Source organism: Pseudomonas sp. TZ252, from assembly GCF_056110345.1.
This window is the reverse complement of the sequence record NZ_CM148566.1, coordinates 1021664-1040984: the sequence shown is the minus strand read 5'-3', so window position 1 is coordinate 1040984 and position 19321 is coordinate 1021664. Positions and strand designations below refer to the sequence as shown.

General features: G+C 66.8%; 20 protein-coding genes. 6 read left to right on the top strand and 14 right to left on the bottom strand.

All coding sequences use genetic code 11. From position 1 onward, the window contains the following. Positions 1-306: 306 nt before the first annotated feature. The 3 genes from pyk to ACYAF3_RS04785 form a co-directional block, all read right to left on the bottom strand. Positions 307-1758, bottom strand: a complete 1452-nt coding sequence (gene pyk, locus ACYAF3_RS04795) for a pyruvate kinase (RefSeq protein WP_003093930.1) — start codon at positions 1756-1758, stop codon at positions 307-309. Positions 1759-1840: 82 nt separating this feature from the next. Beyond that, positions 1841-2755 carry a universal stress protein gene (locus ACYAF3_RS04790; protein WP_003093926.1) on the bottom strand — a complete coding sequence of 305 codons (915 nt, stop codon included), beginning with the start codon at positions 2753-2755 and terminating at the stop codon, positions 1841-1843. A gap of 84 nt (positions 2756-2839) precedes the next feature. After that, positions 2840-3646 carry a tol-pal system YbgF family protein gene (locus ACYAF3_RS04785; RefSeq protein WP_003455444.1) on the bottom strand — a complete coding sequence of 269 codons (807 nt, stop codon included), beginning with the start codon at positions 3644-3646 and terminating at the stop codon, positions 2840-2842. 93 nt (positions 3647-3739) lie between these two features. Between ACYAF3_RS04785 and ACYAF3_RS04780 the strand changes: the two genes are divergently transcribed. From ACYAF3_RS04780 to ACYAF3_RS04770, 3 genes are all read left to right on the top strand, one after another. Continuing rightward, positions 3740-4123, top strand: coding sequence for a tetratricopeptide repeat protein (locus tag ACYAF3_RS04780; protein ID WP_003120855.1), 384 nt, complete (start codon positions 3740-3742; stop codon positions 4121-4123). A gap of 102 nt (positions 4124-4225) precedes the next feature. After that, entirely contained in the window at positions 4226-4648 is a 423-nt protein-coding gene (locus ACYAF3_RS04775; RefSeq protein ID WP_003093901.1) for a DUF4124 domain-containing protein, read from the top strand. 60 nt (positions 4649-4708) lie between these two features. Next, positions 4709-5068: a PilZ domain-containing protein gene (locus ACYAF3_RS04770; RefSeq protein ID WP_003093898.1), complete on the top strand. Its 360-nt coding sequence runs from the start codon at positions 4709-4711 to the stop codon at positions 5066-5068. A 4-nt stretch (positions 5069-5072) separates the two neighbouring features. Here ACYAF3_RS04770 and ACYAF3_RS04765 read toward each other — a convergent pair whose 3' ends face one another. Genes ACYAF3_RS04765 through ACYAF3_RS04735 form a run of 7 tightly spaced genes read right to left on the bottom strand, consistent with a single transcriptional unit; the run spans position 5073 to position 12792 of the window. Then, positions 5073-6404: a DUF58 domain-containing protein gene (locus tag ACYAF3_RS04765; RefSeq protein WP_003110040.1), complete on the bottom strand. Its 1332-nt coding sequence runs from the start codon at positions 6402-6404 to the stop codon at positions 5073-5075. Beyond that, entirely contained in the window at positions 6401-7408 is a 1008-nt protein-coding gene (locus ACYAF3_RS04760; protein WP_003093896.1) for an AAA family ATPase, read from the bottom strand. The genes ACYAF3_RS04765 and ACYAF3_RS04760 overlap by 4 nt, the downstream gene beginning before the upstream one ends. Beyond that, positions 7405-8688, bottom strand: coding sequence for a DUF4350 domain-containing protein (locus tag ACYAF3_RS04755; protein ID WP_014603273.1), 1284 nt, complete (start codon positions 8686-8688; stop codon positions 7405-7407). The genes ACYAF3_RS04760 and ACYAF3_RS04755 overlap by 4 nt, the downstream gene beginning before the upstream one ends. Continuing rightward, positions 8685-10256: a DUF4129 domain-containing protein gene (locus tag ACYAF3_RS04750; protein ID WP_073658801.1), complete on the bottom strand. Its 1572-nt coding sequence runs from the start codon at positions 10254-10256 to the stop codon at positions 8685-8687. The genes ACYAF3_RS04755 and ACYAF3_RS04750 overlap by 4 nt, the downstream gene beginning before the upstream one ends. Continuing rightward, positions 10243-11223, bottom strand: coding sequence for a stage II sporulation protein M (locus tag ACYAF3_RS04745; RefSeq protein WP_003112783.1), 981 nt, complete (start codon positions 11221-11223; stop codon positions 10243-10245). Before ACYAF3_RS04745 ends, ACYAF3_RS04750 begins: the two co-directional genes overlap by 14 nt. Further along, positions 11220-12017, bottom strand: coding sequence for an RDD family protein (locus ACYAF3_RS04740; RefSeq protein ID WP_003123273.1), 798 nt, complete (start codon positions 12015-12017; stop codon positions 11220-11222). Before ACYAF3_RS04740 ends, ACYAF3_RS04745 begins: the two co-directional genes overlap by 4 nt. Before the next feature lie 37 nt (positions 12018-12054). Continuing rightward, positions 12055-12792 carry a hypothetical protein gene (locus ACYAF3_RS04735; RefSeq protein ID WP_003101171.1) on the bottom strand — a complete coding sequence of 246 codons (738 nt, stop codon included), beginning with the start codon at positions 12790-12792 and terminating at the stop codon, positions 12055-12057. A 224-nt stretch (positions 12793-13016) separates the two neighbouring features. On the opposite strand from ACYAF3_RS04735, the gene sbcB reads away from it, so the two are divergent. Then, entirely contained in the window at positions 13017-14459 is a 1443-nt protein-coding gene (gene sbcB / locus ACYAF3_RS04730; protein ID WP_003120852.1) for an exodeoxyribonuclease I, read from the top strand. Between the two features lie 84 nt (positions 14460-14543). On the opposite strand, the gene mvaT is transcribed toward sbcB, so the two are convergent. Beyond that, complete coding sequence (mvaT, locus tag ACYAF3_RS04725; RefSeq protein ID WP_003093888.1) at positions 14544-14918, bottom strand: histone-like nucleoid-structuring protein MvaT; 375 nt, start codon at positions 14916-14918, stop codon at positions 14544-14546. Between the two features lie 259 nt (positions 14919-15177). Between mvaT and purU the strand changes: the two genes are divergently transcribed. Beyond that, on the top strand, positions 15178-16029 hold the full coding sequence (gene purU, locus ACYAF3_RS04720) for a formyltetrahydrofolate deformylase (protein WP_003101174.1): 852 nt from the start codon (positions 15178-15180) through the stop codon (positions 16027-16029). 49 nt (positions 16030-16078) lie between these two features. Further along, positions 16079-16291: a hypothetical protein gene (locus ACYAF3_RS04715; protein WP_023436359.1), complete on the top strand. Its 213-nt coding sequence runs from the start codon at positions 16079-16081 to the stop codon at positions 16289-16291. On the opposite strand, the gene ACYAF3_RS04710 is transcribed toward ACYAF3_RS04715, so the two are convergent. The 3 genes from ACYAF3_RS04710 to ACYAF3_RS04700 are packed head-to-tail and all read right to left on the bottom strand — an operon-like array spanning position 16266 to position 19133. Then, on the bottom strand, positions 16266-17267 hold the full coding sequence (locus ACYAF3_RS04710; protein WP_003093885.1) for a lysylphosphatidylglycerol synthase transmembrane domain-containing protein: 1002 nt from the start codon (positions 17265-17267) through the stop codon (positions 16266-16268). The two genes, ACYAF3_RS04715 and ACYAF3_RS04710, sit on opposite strands and share 26 nt — an antisense overlap. Continuing rightward, positions 17264-18025 carry a DUF2334 domain-containing protein gene (locus ACYAF3_RS04705; protein WP_003093883.1) on the bottom strand — a complete coding sequence of 254 codons (762 nt, stop codon included), beginning with the start codon at positions 18023-18025 and terminating at the stop codon, positions 17264-17266. The genes ACYAF3_RS04710 and ACYAF3_RS04705 overlap by 4 nt, the downstream gene beginning before the upstream one ends. Continuing rightward, a complete protein-coding gene (locus ACYAF3_RS04700; protein ID WP_003110035.1) occupies positions 18018-19133 on the bottom strand; it encodes a glycosyltransferase family 4 protein in 1116 nt (371 codons plus the stop codon). Before ACYAF3_RS04700 ends, ACYAF3_RS04705 begins: the two co-directional genes overlap by 8 nt. Positions 19134-19321 lie beyond the last annotated feature (188 nt).

The window sequence follows — 19321 nt, the reverse complement described above, 5'->3', positions numbered from 1 at the left end:
CATTGCCCTACACCAGGTTGGGCCAGCGGAGCGCCGGTCCGTAGGGCGGATAACGCCCTAGGCGTTATTCGCCGCGATGCGGCTGAAACGGCGGATAACCGCGTAGCGGTTATTCGCCCTACACCACGTTGGGCCAGCGGGGCGCCGGTCCGTAGGGCGGATAACGCCATAGGCGTTATTCGCCGTGAGGCGTCTGAAATGGCGGATAACCGCGTAGCGGTTATTCGCCCTACACCACGTTGGGCTAGCGGAGCGCCGGTCCGTAGGGCGGATAACGCCCCAGGCGTTATCCGCCGCGACGTGCGCTTATACCAGCAGGTCGCCGACGTGCAGCACCTTCATGGTGTTGGTGCCGCCCTGGGCGGTGTAGCTGTCGCCCTTGGTCAGGATCACCCAGTCGCCCTTGGTCACCACGCCGCGCTTGAGCAACTCGTCGACCGCGGCCTGGCTGACCTTCTCCGCCGGCAGCGCCGCCGGGTCGAAGGGGATGGTTTCCACGCCGCGGAACATCGCCACGCGAGCCTGGGTCTCGCGGTGCGGGGAGTAGGCGTAGATCGGTACCGACGAGCGGATGCGCGACATGATCAGCGGGGTGAAGCCGCTTTCGGTCAGGCAGATGATCGCCTTGATCCCCGGGAAGTGGTTGGCCGTGTACATCGACGCCAGGGCGATGCTCTCGTCGCAGCGGTCGAAGGTCTGGCCGAGGCGGTGGCTGGATTTCTGGCTGGTCGGGTGCTTCTCGGCGCCCTGGCAGACGCGGGCCATGGCTTTCACCGCTTCCACCGGGTACTCGCCGGCGGCGCTTTCCGCCGAGAGCATCACCGCGTCGGTGTAGTCGAGCACGGCGTTGGCCACGTCGGAGACTTCCGCGCGGGTCGGCATCGGGCTGTGGATCATCGACTCCATCATCTGGGTCGCGGTGATCACCACTTTATTGTTGCGGCGGGCGTGCAGGATGATCTTCTTCTGGATGCCGACCAGCTCGGCATCGCCGATTTCCACGCCGAGGTCGCCACGGGCCACCATTACCGCGTCGCTGGCACGAATCAGGCCGTCGAGTGCGTCGTCGTCGGCGACCGCCTCGGCGCGCTCGATCTTGGCTACCAGCCAGGCCTTGCCTCCGGCCTCGGTGAGCAGGCGGCGGGCGTATTCCATGTCCTTGGCGTCGCGCGGGAAGGAAACGGCCACGTAGTCCAGGTCCATGTCCGCGGCCAGCTTGATGTCGGCCTTGTCCTTGTCGGTCAGCGCCGGCGCGGTGAGACCGCCGCCGCGGCGGTTGATGCCCTTGTGGTCGGACAGCGGGCCGCCGATCAGCACCCGGCAGCGCAGTTCGTCGGCGGCGACTTCCTCGACCACCATCACCACCCGGCCGTCGTCCAGCAGCAGTTCATCGCCGACCCCGCAGTCCTTCACCAGGTCCGGGTAGTCGATGCCGACCACTTCCTGGGTACCGGCGTCGCGGGCGTGGCTGGTGGAGAAGCGGAACTTGTCGCCGACCTGCAATTCGATGCGCTTGTTGGCGAACTTGGCGATGCGGATCTTCGGTCCTTGCAGGTCGCCGAGCAGGGCGACGAAGCGGCCGTGCTTGGCCGCCAGTTCGCGCACCAGCCTGGCGCGGGCGCGGTGTTCATCGGGGGTGCCGTGGGAGAAGTTGAGGCGGGCGACGTCGATCCCGGCCAGGATCAGTTGCTCCAGCACTTCCGGGGAATTGCTGGCTGGGCCGAGGGTGGCGACGATTTTGGTGCGGCGAACGGACATGCAAAGGACTCCTTGGATAACGCTGGCGTGCAGGCTACCACCGGCGAGGCTCGGCGGCGACTGCGGAGTCATACTATCTGCATCAGATGTCATTTGTCGGTTTGAGCACCAGCAGGTCGCATTCCACCTCCTCCAGGACGCGTTCGGCGGTCTGCCCGATCAGCGCGTTGTCCAGATGCCCCCGGGCGACCGCGCCCATCAGCAGCAGGTCGATGTCGTTGGCCCGGACGAAGTCGGGGATCGCCTGCTCGGCATAGCCGGCCAGCAGGTGGCGGCGCTCCGCGGCGATCTCCGGGTAGGCTGCCAGCAGGTCGTCGAAGGCCTGGCGGTGACGTTCCTCATGTTGCAGCACGAAACGCTCGTAGCCGGCGAGCATTTCCGCGTCGAACAGCAGGCTGCGCGGCATCGCCGCGTGGGTATGCAGGTAGTCGGCGCGCAGCCCCAGGCTGGCTTCGAGCTGGCGGGCGGCGGCGATCAGCCGGTGATCGAGGGCGGCCGGCTTGTCGCTGGCATGCAGCGGGTCGAGCGCCGCGCACAGGCGCTGGCCGCGCCAGGCGTCGTGATGGACCAGCCAGAGCGGCTGCGGGCAGTGGCGGATCAATTGCCAGTCGCTGTTGCCCAGTAGCAGGCGGCGCAGCAGGTTGTGCTTGCGGGTGCTCTTGAGGACCAGGTCGGGCCGGGTTTCGCCGACCCGTTGCAGGACCATCCGGTCCAGCGGCTTGCCCCACTGGGCCTCGACCTGAGTGCGGATGCCGGCCTGCTGCAGCGGCATGGAAAGCTGCTCCAGCCAGGTGACCCGTTCGTCCAGGTAAAGGTCGCGGGCACGCTGCAGCGAGTGACTGTCGAAGAACAGCCCGCCGTCCAGCGCCGGGTTGAAGTCGCACAGCAGCAACTCGACGCTGGCGCCGCTGCGTTCGGCGATCCACTGGGCACGGGTAAGGGCCGGCTGTTCGTCGCTGCTCGGGTCGACGACCACCAGCAGGTTATGCAGGTTCATGGCAACGCTCCTGGCACTGGGCGGGAATGCCATTGCAGACCAGGCGCCGCGACGGGCGCTTGATCTGGGTCAGTCCGGCGGGGATCAGCGCGGTTGCACGTTGAGCGCCTGGTCGAGGTGCCGGCCGGCCTTGTTCGACAATTCGCCTTCAGGATAGTCGAGCAACTGGCGGCGCAGGTATTCGATGGCCTTGTCGCGGTTCGGGTGCGGGTTGTCCGGCGCCAGGTACATCAGGCCGAGCTGGTAGAGGGCCTTTTCCTTTATACCGGCAGGAATCGCCGGATCGTTGACCGCCAGCAGGTAGAGCTCGGCGGCCTCGTCGACGCGATCCTTGAGCACCGCGCGGCGCGACAGCAGGGTCATGTCCGGGTCGAGGCTGGTCTTGTAGAGGTCGAGGTTCTGCTGCGGCTTCCAGGTGGCGAGCAATTCGCGGGCGCTCTTCTGCACCGGCTCCCTGGCTCGCTGCCGCATCGCCAGCAGGCGCGCCTGGGCATGCTCGGCGGCGTGGGTGCCGGGGAACTCGCGGACCACGCGCTGGAAGTAGTCGGTGGCCTTGGCGTCGTCGCGCTGGTCGTTGTAGCGGCTCATGTAGATCAGGCCGATCTGGTACAGCGAGATACCGCGCACCTCGGCGCTGTAGCGGCTATTGTCGTAGCCGGTGAGGTAGAGCTTCTCCGCCTCGGCGCTCCTGTTGTCGCGGATCGCCATGGCGCTGTAGGTCAGCAGGTCGCCTTCCTCCTCGATGGCGGCGGTCATGCGGTTGCTCTTCATCTGCTTGTATTCGGCGACTTCGCCAGTGGTCACCTGGGCGACGAACAGCGGCGTGGTCGGCGAACAGGCGGCCAGCAGCGACAACAATGGGAGCAGGACGAGACGGCGGGCGAAGCGCATGGCATCTCCTTGGCGCCAGGGCGAGAGCCACCCCAGTCTAGTCAGGCCCTTCAGTCACGCCAATACGCGCCGATACAGTTCCCAACGGAGGATATGCCTATGCGAAGCTTGATCGTTGCCTGCCTGGCGCTGAGTGCCACCGGTTGTAACAGCTGGTCGCTGAACAGCGACCTGAACGGGGCCTACCGCGCCTACGACAAAGGCGATTGCGCACAGGTGATGCTCGACCTGTCGCGGGCCGAACGGCGGATTCGCGCGCGGCCCTACCTGCAGCCGGAAATCTCGCTGCTGCGCGGCCAGTGCCTGGAACGCCAGAGCCTGTTCGTCGACGCGGCGCAGACCTACCACTTCATCATCGCCCGTTACCCCACCAGCGAATATGCCTACCGTGCCAAGGCGCGGCTGGAGACGTTGCGCCAGCTGGGCCGGCTGAGCGAGACGCCGGCCTCGGCCAGCGCCGTGCCGACCCGCCTGTAGGCGGCCGGGAGGGATTGGACGGGCGTTCAGGCTGACCGTCGGTCGCATGGGACACCGGTCTATCCGGTAAGCTTCGCCCTGGATTTCACGGAGGAGGTTCGCATGCGTGCCCTGTGGTTCTGTGTCGCCCTGATGCCCGTGCTGGCGCAGGCGGACATCTATCGCTGGACCGATGCCCAGGGCAAGGTACACTTCTCCGCCACGCCACCGGCCGGCGCGCAACGCGTCGAAGTCAGGCCGCAGGTGGTGGAACGTGACGCCGCGACCCGCCAGCGCGAGCAGCGCACCCAGGAGTATTTCGATGCTCGTCGCGAGGAACGCACCGCCGCCGCCGAACGTGCCGGCCAGCGCCAGGCTGCGCTGGCCGAGGAATGCGGGCGCTTGCGGCAACAGTTGTCCCAGCTCGAACGCGGCGGCCGCTTCTATCGGCAGGACGCCGGCGGCGGGCCGGTTTACCTGAGCGATGCCGAGCTGGACGCCATTCGTCGCGAACTGGCCTCGCGGGAGTCCGAACGCTGCCGCTGAGCTTGTTCCCCGAGCGCCGGCATCGTCATACTGGACTGCAAATCATAGCGAAATGCCATTATGGGTCTTCAACGACATATCCAGCGCCATCAGTTGCCCAGCTACCTGAAGGTGTTCAATCGCATCACCGATAAGCCGATGGGCTACATCGGCAACGTCTCCGAGGACGGCCTGCTGCTGATCAGCCAACTGCCGATGCTGGTCGGCGCGCGTTTCGAACTGCGCCTGAAGGTTCCGGGACTGGGCGGTCGCCCGCAATGCATCGATTTTTCCGCCGACTGCCGGTGGACCTGCGAGGACGTCACGCCCGGTCATTTCGATTCCGGCTTCCACCTGCTGGCGCCGCCCGCCGAATTCCTCGAACTGGTGGAGGCGCTGCGCCGCTACTTCAGCTTCCCCCGCCAGCCGCAGTCGGTCTGATCCGTCAAAGCACGCCGGCGCGCTTCCAGCCCAGGTAGCGGCTGATCAGCTCCGGCCCGAGTTCGCTGGGACGCGCATCGAGCACTGGCACGCCGTGGGCCGCGAGCTTCTCGTGGAGGCCGTTGCGCGCATTCAGGTAGTCGATGGTGCCGGTGTAGGCGAGCGCCTGCTCATAGCGGGCGACCGGCTCCTGGCGCAGGGTGTCGAGCACTTCCTCGCGCAGGCTGGCGACCAGCACCCGGTGCTGGCGGCCCAGGCGTTTCACCGCGCCGAGCAGTTCTTCGTCGTCCTCGTCGCGCAGGTTGGTTACCAGGATCACCAGGGCCCGCCGCCGCTGGCGGGACAGCACCGCCTGCACGGCTTCCGGGAAATCGGCGGGACGCTGGCTGGTCTGCAGGTCGTAGACGGTGTTGAGCAGCGCGCCGAGCTGGGCGCTGCCCTTGCCCGGCGGGAGATGCCGGCGGTCGTCGCCGGCGAAGGTCATGGCGCCCACCGCGTCGCCCTGGCGCAGGGCCACGTAGGCCAGCAGCAGGCTGGCGTTGAGGGCATGGTCGAAGTGCGACAGGTCGCCGTCCTGGCTGCGCATGCGGCGGCCGCAGTCGAGCAGGAAGAGGATCTGCTGGTCGCGTTCGTCCTGGTATTCGCGGGCGATCGGCGTGCGTTTGCGAGCGGTGGCCTTCCAGTCGATCTGGCGCAGGGTGTCGCCGTCGCGGAATTCGCGCAACTGGTGGAACTCCAGGCCGAGGCCGCGGCGCTGGCCGCCGCGTACGCCGATCTGGTTGAGCCAGTGGTCGACCGCCATCAGTTCGGCGCCGTAGAGGCGGGCGAAGTCCGGGTAGACGCGGGTCTCGCCGCGTGCTTCCAGGTAGCGGCGCTGCCGCCACAGGCGCAGCGGGCTGGGCAGTTCCAGCTCGCAGCGGGGAAACACGAAGTGACCGCGGTTGAGCGGCCGCACCCGGTAGCCGACCTCGGTGCTTTCGCCCGGGCGCAGTTCGACCTCCTGCGGCAGGTACTCGAAATCCATGCCGGCCGGCAGGTGATCGAACAGGGTCAGGCGAACCGGACGCCGATAGGTGTGCTGCAGATGCAGGCGCACTTCGCTCCAGCGCCCCAGCGGCAGGTTGCCGCTGAGCTGGCGGCTCAGCTTCGGCACCGCCTGGCGGCGCGCCCACAGGGCGTCCAGCAGGCCGAGCAGGAGCAGCGCGGCGAGCGCCGCCCACCAGAATGTATGCAGTTGCGCAGGCAACCGCTGGCCGAGCGCCGACAGGCTGCCCAGGCCGATGGCCAGCAGCAGGAGCGCGGCGAACAGCGCCAGCAGGGCGCGCGATGGCTTCATACGCGGGGGGCCGGTACCTGGTCGAGCAACTGTTGCAGGACCTGGTCCACCGACAGCCCCTCGATGTCCAGCTCCGGAGACAGCCGGACCCGATGGCGCAGGACCGCCAGGGCACAGCCCTTGATGTCGTCCGGCACCACGAACTCGCCGCCGCGCAGCAGCGCCCGCGCCCGGCCGCAACGGACCAGGGCGATCGACGCGCGAGGTCCGGCGCCGAGGGCCAGGCCCGGCCAGTTGCGGGTGGTGCGGGCCAGGCGCACGGCATAGTCGAGGACCTGGTCGTCGATCGGCAGGTCGCTGGCGATCCGCTGCAGGGCGAGAACGTCCTTGTCCTTCAGCAGCGGCCGCAGGTTGGCCACGTCGAGCATGTCGCTGCGCGCGGAGCGGGTCACCTGGCGCACCAGGGTCTGTTCCTCGGCTTCGGCCGGGTAATCGATGCGCAGCTTGAGCATGAAGCGGTCGAGTTCGGCTTCCGGCAGCGGATAGGTGCCTTCCTGCTCGATCGGGTTCTGCGTCGCCAGCACCATGAACGGCTGCGGCACCGGCAGGGCGCGTCCTTCCAGGGTGACCTGGCGCTCCTGCATCACTTCCAGCAGGGCGGCCTGGGTCTTGGCCGGCGCGCGGTTGATCTCGTCCGCCAGCAGCAGGTGGGTGAACACCGGCCCCTTGCGCAGCTTGAACTGCTCGCTGGCGAGGTCGTATACGGCGTGGCCGGTGACGTCGCTGGGCATCAGGTCGGGGGTGAACTGGATGCGCGCGAAGCCGCCGTCGAAGCAGCGCGCCAGGGCGCGTACCAGCAGGGTCTTGCCGAGCCCCGGCACGCCTTCCACCAACACGTGGCCGCCGGCGAGCAACGCGGTGAGCACGTCGTCGATCACCGCGCCCTGGCCGATCAGGGCTTTCTGCAGTTCGCTGCGCAGGGCCTGGGCCAGCTGGCTGGCGCGCTGGCGCTGGAGCGCCGGGTTGGGCGCGGTGCTCGGTTGTTCGGGCGTCTGTTCGCTCATAGGGCATTCCTGAGGCTTTGCAGGTGGGCGACCTGGCGGGTGAAGTCGGCAGCGGAAAGGCGCTGCGCCGGATATGGGCGCATGGCCTGGCTGATGGCGCTGGGTGGCAGGCGGGTCATGCGCCCGAGGATCTGCCATTGCTCGGCGACGCCGAGCTGTTCGAAACCGGGGTGGCGACGCCGCGCCCTGCGCAGGATGTCGCGTTGCAGACCGTGCAGCAAGGCGACGTGGCCGCGCTGGCGGAGGAGGAAGTCGGCGCCGGCGCGCAGGTGTTCCTCCAGTTGCCGGCGCGAACGGCTGGCCACCGGCTGCAAGGGACCCTGGCGCAGCCCTGCGCGCCACAGGCCGGCGAGCAACAACAGCAGCGCTGCCGCCAGGGCCTCGGGGAAGTGGCGGGCGAGCAGGGTGGCGAGGCTGTCGCGTTCGGCGCGGTAGAGCAGGGTCACCTGGTTGTCCTGGGTCAGGTACCAGAGCAGCCAGGCGTTGTCGTACTGCTCGATGTTGCGGTTCTGCCAGATCCAGGCGTCGGTGAGCACCGTGACCAGGCCCTTGCCGTGCTGCATCTGCAACAGGTGGGTGGCGTCGCCGCTGTTGGCCCAGGCGTAGGCGTGGTTCTGCGGATCGTAGAGGTGGTAGTCGGGATCGAAGCCGATGTAGGCCGGCGAGCGCTCGTTTTCCAGGTACAGGCGGGTCAGTGCGGAATAGTCCGGCACGCTGTCGGCGGGCTCTTCTTCCTCGCCGGCGGCTTCCTCCGGCGGCGCTTCGGTCGCATGGTCGTCGACGCTACCTTCGTCGGCGTCGGCGTCGGCGTCGGCGTCGGCGGTTTCCTCGCTGGCCCGGTCCTGGCTGTCGTCGAAATCCTCGGTCAGGTACTGGCGGATATCCAGGCTGTCGAGCAGCAGGTCGCCGCTCTTCTTCTCGTCCTCGTCCCACAGGCGTTCGGCGATCAGCACCAGATGCCCGCCCTGCTCGCTCCATTGCAGCAGGCGGCGAGCCTGGCCGGGAGTCATGCCGGAGCGGCTGCCGAGCAGGAGCAGGGTATGCCCGGAGGGCGGCAGTTCCTTGAGGACCTCAAGGCCGTCGGCGCGGCTCACCGTGACCCCCTGCTTGCGCAGGAACAGTTCGGCGGCCAGGTAGGGATTGCGCCGGGCCTCCGGCGATGGGCCGAGGTCGATCGTCTCCGTATAGGGTTGCAGGCGGCTGGCCAGGAAGATCGCCAGCAGCCCGGCCAGCAGCAGGAGCACGGCAAGCAACAGGAAGCGCGCGCGCCGGCTCATCATGGCTTGGCTCCCGCGGTGAAAAGGCTGCGCCAGCCGTCGCAGAGGCGCTGGCGAGCGTCGTCGGCCGGCAGCCGGTGGCCGTAGGCGAGCGCCTGCCATTGGGCGGTCAGCAGTTGGCTGTAGTGCAGCAGCGGCCGTTGTTGCTCCAGTCCTTCGACCAGGCGCAGGACCTCGCCCTCGGTATGGGAGCCCTTCAACGGCAGGCGGTAGTCATGCAGCAGTCGGCTGAGCAGCCCGCGGTAGAGCAGGCCGAGGGCTTCCCGTGGTTTCTCGTTCCAGAGCCGTTCGGCGTTGCCGGCGATGTCGTCGGGCAGGCTTTCCGGACTGAGATCGAGGCCGAACATCACCGTCGGCGCTTCGCGGCGGGCCCGTTGCGGCAAGCCCAGGTTGCCGACGAACAGGCGCAGCCATTCACGGTAGCGCCAGACCAGCAGGAACACCGCGCTGAACAGCAGCGCCCAGAGCAGCACTTCGATGACCTGCGCCGCGTGACGGAACGGCACCCAGTTGGCCAGGGCCTCGAAGAATGCCTTGAGCCGCTCTTCGTCCTCCTTGCGGCTGTTCTTTTTCTCGGTCTTGTCGCCGAAGCGCCAGCCCGTAACGGTCTCGCTGTTCTTGAACGGCGCGCCGTCGACGATCGCCCGGATCTGCTTGCCGGCCTGTTCGCTGTTGAGTTTCTGCCGCAGCAGGCGGGCCTGCTCGGGCGGCAGCTCGGCTTCGCCGGCGCTGGTGGCGGCCGCCGGCTCGGCGTAGGCGGAAGGGGCGGGCAGCCAGGCCAGCGAAGCGGTCAGGCCGAGCAGCAGGACATAGGCGCTGCCGACCAGACGCTGGCGCAGGCGGCGGAACACCAGCTCGATGTCCCAGGCCTCCAGTTCGGTGCGCCGGTTCAGGTAGAGGGTGAAGCCGCAGGCCACGTAGATCGGCTCCCAGACTACCAGCACCAGGACGTAGAGCAGGTTCGACAGGTGCTCCAGCCAGAGCCACTCGCCGGCTTCCGGGTCGAGCAGGCTCTGCCAGTTCCAGTCGATCTCGTTCTGCGCCGGGATCAGCAGGTAGAGAAGCATGGCGAAGCCGGCCCAGAGCGCCATTTCCAGGTGCACGCCGACCACGGTCAGCCAGGTCGCGCCGCCGGCGTTGCGCTGGGACAATACGATCAGGCGCTGGCTGCGGGGCTCCCCGGCGAGTCCTTCCAGTTGCAGGACCGGCAGGTCGAAGCTGCGCGTCGGACTGAAGCGGCGCCACAGCAGGCTGGCCGGCAACTGCTTCCTCAGCAGGGCGGGATAGGCGCGCAGGGCCTGCCTCAGGGTTGGCGTATCGCCGAACAGGGCGTGCGAGAGAATGTACAGCGGCAGCCGTTCGAAGGCCGGCTTGAGCCACCAGAAGATCAGGATCGCCAGGGTCGGATGCTGCCACAGCAGGAGGCTGAGCACGGCGAACAGCGGCAGGGTCAGCAACGCCCAGCTGCCCATCAGCAGGCGCGCATGGCGATGCGCCAGGAGGATGCCGAGGTCGAGCGCTTCCCAGGCGCTGCGCGGGCGGATCGCCACGCTGGCGTCAGTCAGGCGCATGGCGGCTCCGTCCGGCGAACAGGAAGTAGCTGCCGACCAGCAGCCAGAGGACCGCGCCGACCGCGTACTTCACCCGCGGCTCGAAATGACTGATGGAAGACCAATAGGCCTCGGTGAAGGCCGCCAGCAGCAACAGCACGATCACCCCGGCGATCAGTTGCACGCTGCGCCGGGCGGCCAGCCGCAGGGCTTCGCCGCGGGTCAGGCGACCTGGCGCGAGCAGCGCCCAGCCGAGCTTGAGGCCGGCGGCGCCGGCGAAGGTGATGGCGGTCAGTTCGAACGCGCCGTGGCCGATGACGAACGGCCAGAAGGTCTGCACGTAGCCGATCTGCGTCAGGTGGCCGGCCACCGAACCGATCATCAGGCCATTGAACAGCAGGAAGAACAGGCTGCCGAGTCCCAGCAGCACGCCGCTGGCGAAGGTCTGAAAGGCGATGCCGATGTTGTTCATGATGTAGAAGCCGAACATTTCCCAGTCGTCGCTGGTGTCGCGTGCCCCCAACGGACCCAGGCGGGTGGTTTCCGGGGCGTACATAGACTCCATCTCGCTGACCTTGTCCGGGCTGACCACGCTGTAGATCAGGTCGGGAAAGTGATAGACCAGCAGCCCCATGAGCAGGGCGCTGCCGTAGAACAGCAGGCTGGCCACGGCGATGCTGCGCCACTCCTCGCGGACCAGGCGCGGCAGGCCGGCGAGCAGGAAGCCGAGGATGCGGCTGCCGAGGTGGCTGCGATGCCGGTAGAACTGCTGGTGGCCGCGCATCGCCAGTTGCTGCAACTGGTCGATCAGGTGACTGCTGTAGCCGCGCTCCTGGGCCAGCGCCAGTTGCTGGCAGAGGCGCCGGTAATCGGCGGCGAAGTCGTCGCTGGAGCCTTCCAGCTTCTTGCCTTTCTCGAGGAAGGCGAGGCGTTTGTCGAAGCGTAGCCAGGCGGCCTGGTGGCGCTGTTCGAAGAGGCTCTGTTTCATGCGCTCTCCTGACGCAGGCCGAGAAAGCCGCGGGCGATGCCGTTGATCTCGGCCTGGGCGCGTACCGGCTCGACGCCCAGCGGTTCGGCGAGAATGCCCGCCAGTTCCTCGCGGCGTGCCGAGGAAAGCGCCGCGCCGCGTTCGGCGAAACCGAGGAAGGCGCGCTGTTCTTCCAGGCTCATGGGGAAGGGCGGCAGTTGCGGCTCGACGTCAGGCAGGCTGGGCCGGCTCAGTTCGGGTTCGCGGTAGACCACCAGGGTGCCGGCGGCGATGTCGCCCAGGCGCTTGAAGGCCGGATGGTTCAGGCAACAGAGCAGACCGAGGGCGTAGCCGAAGGGCAGGATGTCGGCGAAGCGCAGCAGGTTGCGCAGCAGCGACGCGGCCCAGCCCACCGGAGTGCCGTCGTCGTGGACGACGCGCAGTCCCATCATCTGCTTGCCGGGCGAGCGGCCCTGGTTGAGCACCTCGAAGAGGACCATGTACCACCAGGTCATGATGAAGGTCAGCAGCAGGCCGAGGCCGGCGCCGAGCTTGCCGAGGAACGCCAGGCCGAGCATCAGCACCAGCATGATCAGGCCGCGGATGCAGAGGTCGATGGTATAGGCCAGGGCCCGGGGGACGACGCCGGCGGGACGCAGGAGCAGGTCGATGCCTTCCGGCGTTTCCACGTGGTAGTGGGTGTCGAGGACCTCGGCGCCTGGCCGGGAGGCGGGCGCGACGAGGCGAGCGGCTGCGTTCGGTGGCATCGGGGGGCCGTGTCGGGGAAAGTCAGATGCTAGCCAGCGTGGCGTCATCAGGCAACCGGGCCGCCGCGACGGCCCGGTCTGCACCTCAGTTGCCCAGCGGGCGAACGCCGAAGATGGTGCGGTAGAGAATACCCATGGAGACGACGAACAGCGGGCCGGTCCAGATCAGGCCGATGAACAGCGGGATCATGCTCACCAGCATCAGCAGGCTCAGCACCAGCAGCAGGCCGAACACCTTGAACCAGTGGCGGCTGATGGCCTTGCGCGAGGTTTCCAGGGCCTGCCAGGGCGTCAGGCCGCGCTCGGCCACCAGCGGCAGGGCGAGCATGTAGGCGACGCTCAGGTAGAGACCGGGGATGATCAGCAGGAAGAAGCCGACGTAGACCATCAGCATCATCAGCAGGCCGGTGAGCAGCAGCGGCACCAGCATGCCGAAGTAGTTGAACATTTCGTTGAAGGTCGCCGGCTGGTCGGCGGCGCGGCGGATGCCGATCATGGTCAGGCCGGTGAAGAACGGGTAGCCCACCGCCGTGGCGACCAGGCTGGCGATCATCTGGCCGACCGCGAAGGCGATGGGATCGGCCTCGCTCATCAGGCCGATACCGCCGAAGAGCAGGGTGAGGATGAAGGTGATGGTCTGGATCACCACGCTGTAGACCACGAAGGCGCCGATCAGGATGCCTTTGACGCCCTTGATCTTGGCCCAGGCTTCGCTGATCACGTCGCCGATGCGGAAGTCGTAGTCGCCGATGACCGGCGGCACCGCCTGGGTCGGTTGCAGGGCGCTGGCGGGGGTGGCGTAGGGATTGCTGGTGTCGTTCATGGTGCTGTCCTTGTCAGTGAAACGGGCATCCGTGCGAGCGGAATGCTAGCGAGGGCGGAGGGGACAACGCAAGGTTCGGATGGCAGATATGCGCACTGACGCGCCCTGGCGGGCCGTGCCTACGGCGCTTTCCGTGAGTTCGTTGGAAAACCTGGAAATCCCCGAAGTGGGTCGCGAGCTTCGCGGCAGTCACTGGTAGACTGCCCGGTGCCGCCAGAAAGGGAATGACCGTGAACGCGAGTATTTTTTGGTACGACTACGAAACCACCGGCATCGACCCTCGCCGCGACCGGCCGTTGCAGATCGCCGGGATCCGCACGGACGAGGCGCTGAACGAGATCGGCGAGCCGATGAACCTGTATTGCCGTCCCAGCGACGATATCCTGCCCCACCCTATGGCTTGCCTGATCACCGGCATCACTCCCCAGCGGCTGGCCGAGCGGGGGCTGTCCGAGGCCGACTTCATGACCCGGGTACACGCCCAACTGGCGCAGCCGGCGACCTGCGTGGCTGGCTACAACTCCCTGCGCTTCGACGACGAAGTGACGCGCTACAGCCTGTACCGCAACTTCTTCGATCCCTACGCCCGCGAGTGGCAAGGCGGCAATAGCCGCTGGGACCTGATCGACATGGTCCGTACCGCCTATGCCCTGCGCCCGGAGGGCATCCAGTGGCCGCAGCTGGACGGCCGGCTGTCGCTGAAGCTGGAAATGCTCACCGCGGCGAACGGCCTGGAGCATGGGCAGGCCCACGACGCGCTTTCCGATGTCCGCGCCACCATTGCCCTGGCCCGCCTGATCCGTCAGCGCCAGCCGCGCCTGTACGATTACCTCTACCAGTTGCGCAGCAAGCACAAGGTGCTCGACCAGGTGCGCCTGCTGCAGCCGCTGGTGCATGTCTCCGGACGCTTTTCCGCGGAGCGCCATTTCCTCTCGGTGGTCCTGCCGCTGGCCTGGCACCCGCGCAACCGCAATGCTCTGATCGTCTGCGACCTCTGCGCCGATCCCGCGCCGCTGCTGGAGTTGTCGGCCGAAGACTTGCGCAGGCGCCTGTATACCCGTCGCGACGAACTGGCCGAGGGCGAGTTGCCGGTGCCGTTGAAGCAGATCCAGGTCAACCGTTGCCCGGTGGTGGCGCCGCTGTCGGTATTGCGCGCCGAGGATCGCCAGCGAACCGGCATCGAACTCGAGGAGTGCCAGCGAAAAGCCGAGCTGTTGCGCCAGCATCAAACCGTCTGGGCGGACAAACTGACAGCGCTATATGGCGAAGAAAGTTTCTCCGCCAGCGACGACCCCGAGCAACAGTTGTATGACGGATTTATTGGCGATCGGGATCGACGCCTTTGTGAACAGCTGCGCCTTGCCGAACCGGAGCAATTGGCCAAAGAACAATGGCCCTTCGACGATGCCCGTTTGCAGGAGTTGTTCTTTCGCTATCGTGCGCGAAATTTCCCGGAAACTTTAAATGTGGCCGAGCGCCAACAATGGGAAAGCTTCTGCCGCAATCGTTTGTCCCATGAAGAATACGGCGCACCGAATACTTTGCCGGCCTTCGAGGCGGCGCTGGAGGCTTGTCGGCAAGAGCAGGGCGGCACATTGCCGGCGGTACTTGCGGCCTGGCGCGATTACGCCGCGGAACTGCGTCAACGCTATTCGCTGGAGACTTGAGGACGCAGGCAGAGGAGTCGGTACGATCCGGCGGAAATGAAAAACGCCAGCACTGGGCTGGCGTTCTTCGTGGAACTGACTGGTTTAGCCGAGCAGGGTGGCCCAGCTCTCGACGGCCTCGGGGCCCCACTTGGCTTTCCACTCTTTCAAAGTCTTGTGGTTGCCGCCCTTGGTCTCGATGACTTCGCCGGTGTGCGGGTTCTTGTACTGCTTGACCTTGCGCGCGCGCTTGCCGGCAGGCGCCTTGGCGGTGCGGGTGCTCTTGCCGATCTTGGCGTCCGGATCGAGCAGGGAAATCACGTCACGCAGGGACTTCTGGTAAGTGCCCATCAGCGTGCGCAGCTTCTCTTCGAATTCCAGTTCTTTTTTCAGTTTGTCGTCTTGTTCCAGGGACTTCAGGCGCTCCTGAAGTTCCTTGATGGCTTCTTCCGTGGCGCGATATTCGTTGATCAGGGACATGTCAGGTACCTTGTCTGTGCTGAGTGGCGGTGGCGGGCATGTAAGTAGATTCAATAATAGTCAGGGCGAAACTGTAAGTAAACCGGGATGAAAACTTTTCTCGATGAAATTCAAAGTAATTAATTCCGCATCGGGATTGCCCTGTTGTGCGGGTTTATTCTCTCGCGCAACAGCCTGTCGAAAGGCCTTCGCCGAGGCTGAACTTTTCCCGCCATGCCGCTAGAATGGCGGCCTTTCGCGATGTTTCTGGAGTATACCCATGCGCACTTTTCGGCTGGTGATCGCCTGTCCCGACGGGGTCGGGATCGTTGCCAAGGTGAGTAACTTCCTGGCCACCTACAATGGCTGGATCACCGAAGCCAGCCATCATTCCGACAACGATAACGGCTGGTTCTTCATGCGCCACGAGATCCGTGCCGACTCTCTGCCGTTCGACCTGGATGGCTTCCGCCAGGCTTTCGCCCCGATCGCCCGCGAATTCTCCATGGAATGGCGGATCACCGATTCCGAGGTGAAGAAGCGCGTGGTGCTGATGGCCAGCAAGGAGTCCCATTGCCTGGCCGATCTGCTGCACCGCTGGCACAGCGGCGAACTGGACTGCGAGATTCCCTGCGTGATCGCCAACCACGACGACCTGCGCAGCATGGTCGAGTGGCACGGTATCCCGTATTTCCACGTTCCCGTCGATCCGCAGGACAAGCAGCCGGCTTTCGATGAAGTTTCCCGGCTGATCGACGAACATGGCGCCGACTGCATCGTCCTGGCTCGCTACATGCAGATCCTGCCGCCGGACCTGTGCCGCAAGTACGCCCACCAGGTGATCAACATCCACCACAGCTTCCTGCCGTCCTTCATCGGCGCCAAGCCGTATCACCAGGCGTCGAAGCGCGGGGTCAAGCTGATCGGCGCGACCAGCCATTACGTGACCGAGGAACTGGATGCCGGTCCGATCATCGAGCAGGATGTGGTGCGGGTCACTCACCGCGACAACGTCGAAGACATGGTGCGGCTGGGCAAGGATGTGGAAAAACTGGTGCTCGCGCGCGGACTGCGCTATCACCTGGAAGACCGCGTACTGGTACACGGCAACAAGACGGTGGTGTTCGACTGAGCCGGCTCCCCTGGAATGCCGGCCGGGGCCGGCACCCGGAGGAACGAACATGAGCGATCCCAGGTCGGCGGGCACCGCCAGCCCGCCACCGACCCTCGGCGAGGGTTGCACCAGCCGTTACGACATCGACGCCCTCGGCGACGAGGACGGAACCGAGTTTCCCGGCGCGGCCGAACTCTGGCGGCGTATCCAGGAGAGCGCCAGCGAGACGGGCGAGGCTGACGCCGAGGATGCGCTCAGGAAGAAGCCTCGCGACTGCTGATCAGCTTCTTCAGCAGCGGGCGTCCGGCGAGCACTGCGAACACCGGGCCGCCGGCGACGAGGTAGAAATAGAAGGTCACCGCTCGCCAGATGACGATGGCCGCCGCCGCCGTCGACTTGCCGATCATGGGGGCCAGCAGGGCCGCCGAGGTCAGCTCGGTGCCGCCGGCGCCGCCGGGGATCAGCGAGAGCTGTCCGGCGCTGAGCGAGACCATCTGGATCAGGAAGGTCCAGGCCCACTGGATATCCACTCCCAGGCCGCGCAGGGTCAGATCGAGCACGCTGAAGCGCAGTAGCCAGTGCGTACTGCTGAGAAGGAAGACCGCCAGCAGGCGTCGTTTCGGCAGGCGCAGGCTGTCGTGCAGGGCAATGCGGAAATGCAGGATCTTGCGGCCCCAGTGCAGGCGCTTGCGCGATGACACGCCGAGCCGCGCCAGAACCCGCCCGTTGAAGCGGATCACCTGGTGCAGGTAGCGGATCAGCATTACCGCGCCGACGAACAGGCCGACCAGGAATACCGCGCTGAAGATCAGGCTCGATTCCATGTTCGGGCTCAGCGAATGGCTGAGGGCATAGATCAGGATCGCGCCGAGGGCGCAGAGGAAGAACGTCAGGTCGGCCAACTGGTCGACCGCGAACACCGCGCTGGTCTGTGCCGGGCGCAGGCCGCGCCGGGCCAGCAGCGCCATCAGGGTCAACGGCCCGCCGCTGCCGCCCGGAGTGGCGCAGAAAGCGAATTCGCTGGCCATGATGATGCCGACGCTCTGCAACTGCCCGAGCTTGCCGGCGCGCCCGGCGAGCAGCAGCCGCAGGCGCAGGCCGTTGATGAACCAGCAGACCACGATCATGCCGAACATCAGCAGCAGGCTGTCCAGCGGGAAGGCGCGCAAGCGCGAGAACATGTCGCTGCCGCCGAGCACCAGCGGAATCAGCGAGGCACCGATCAAACCGAACAGCAGTAACCAGCCTCGACTCATGCCGCGTGGTCCAGGGCGAGGCGGCGCTCCAGCCAGTCGATCTTGGTCAGCGGCTGGCGCCCCTCGGACAGCAGGGTGCGCAGGGTACGCAGCCAGTATTCGCGGGAAAAGCGATGGCGCATGTCGACCGGATGGAGTCCGAGGCGGATCACCGGCGCTGCGCGCCAGGCCCGCCGGCGCTGCTCGCTGAGCGCCCAGGAGAGGCCGCGACGCCAGGCACTGCGCGCGCTCCAGACCAGACCGGGGGCCTCGATCGGTTGCAGGTGGGGAAGCCGATACAGGTTGGACGGGTCGCTGGTGTAGCGCAGTCCGCTCTCGCCGAGCGCCTGGCGGGTGCCGGCGCTCATCAGCCAGGCCGGCGCGACGAAACCGTGCAGCGGCCATCCGCGGCGGCGGAACAGTTCGATGCCGGCGGCCAGGCGGGCCTTGGCCTCGGCGTGGTCGAGGGCATAGAACTCTCCCTCCCAGGTGTAGATGCGACGCATGAAGTATTGCCCTGGAGTACGCGGTGGTGGGGCGTCATCGTAGTGATAGAAGCCGTGGAGAGCCAGTTCGTCACCCCGGGCCACCCGCCGCGAGAGCAGTTCGCAGAACTTTTCGTCGGCTTCCAACGGGTTGCGATGGTGGAAATCGGGCACTACCAGCCAGGTCATGGGGACCTGGCCGAGCGCGTCCACGGCCTCGACGAAGGGCCGGTAGTCCGGCCAGGTTTCCGGGGCCACGTCGTGCAACACCAGCAGCAGGCTGCGTTCAGCCATAGCGCGGGAACCTCGCCTCGCTGTCGCCGAGTACCGCGTGGTAGTGCAGGAGCAGGCCGGCGACCACCGCGTCCCAGGCATGCTGGCGCTCGACGTGACGGCGGGCGCGCTGGCCGCGCAGCTCGACGTCGTGGCTGAACAGTTCGCGCACCGCGCAGGCCATGGCGTCGCCGTTGTTCGGCGCGCAGAGCACGCCGCAACGCTCCGGGACTATTTCCGCCAGTGCCCCGGCGCGCACCGCCACCACCGGAATGCCGCTGGCCATCGCTTCGAGTGCGACCAGGCCGAAGGTCTCCTGGTCGCCGGCGTGCAGCAGCGCGTCGCTGCTCGCCAGCAGGCGGGCGACTTCGCGGCTGTCGCAGAAATGGTCGACCACGCTGGTGTTGCGCGGTACCCGGGTCGGCATGTTGGAACCCACCAGCAACAGGTGATAGCCGTCGCCGAGGCGCTGGATGGCGTCGAGCAGTACCGGCAGGTTCTTTTCCCGCGAACCGCGCCCGGCGAACACCAGCAGGCGGGTTTCCTCGTCCAGGCCGAGTTCCTGGCGCAGCCCCGGATCTCGGTTGCTCGGATGGAAGGTGACGAGGTCGACGCCCAGCGGTTGTACATGCACGTCGGCGACGCCCAGGCGCATCAGCTTTTCCGCCATCACCCGGCTGGGGGCCAGGACCCGGTCGAAGTGGCCGTACAGCTTGCTGACGTAGTTGTCCGCGTTGGTGCCGAGCCAGGCGCCCATGCGATTGCTCACCAGCAGCGGCAGGTCGGAGTGGTAGAAACCGATCACCGGCACGTCCAGCCGACGCCGTGCGTCGAGCGCCGCCCAGGCGGTGAGGTAGGGGTCGCCGACCTCGATCAGGTCCGGTTGCAGATTGCGCAGCACCTTGCGCCAGGGGCCGCGACGGAGAGGGAAGCGGTAGCCATTGCCGAATGGCAGCGGCGGCGCCGGCACCTCGTGGATGCCGTTCGCCTGGCGATAGCCGGCGCCAGGAACCAGCACGCTGTGGCGAATGCCGGGATAGTGCCAGAGATGGCGATGCTTGGCTTCGAGATAGGTGCGTACCCCCCCGCTGGCAGGCGCGTAGAACATGGTCATATCGGCGATGTGCACGATGGGCCTTCCTCCGTTGAGCTTGTTCCTTCTGCCACTCAGTGGACCACCGGCGCCGGCAGTCGTTCGAACGGTGTGCGGGAGCCATGGGTAGCTTCAAGTCTAGGAAAGAAAGCGCGAGCCGGCGCGTTCGGGGCAGCCAGCGCGGGAATAGGTCGCAGAGGGAGCGGGCGGAGAGCAAGGCATGC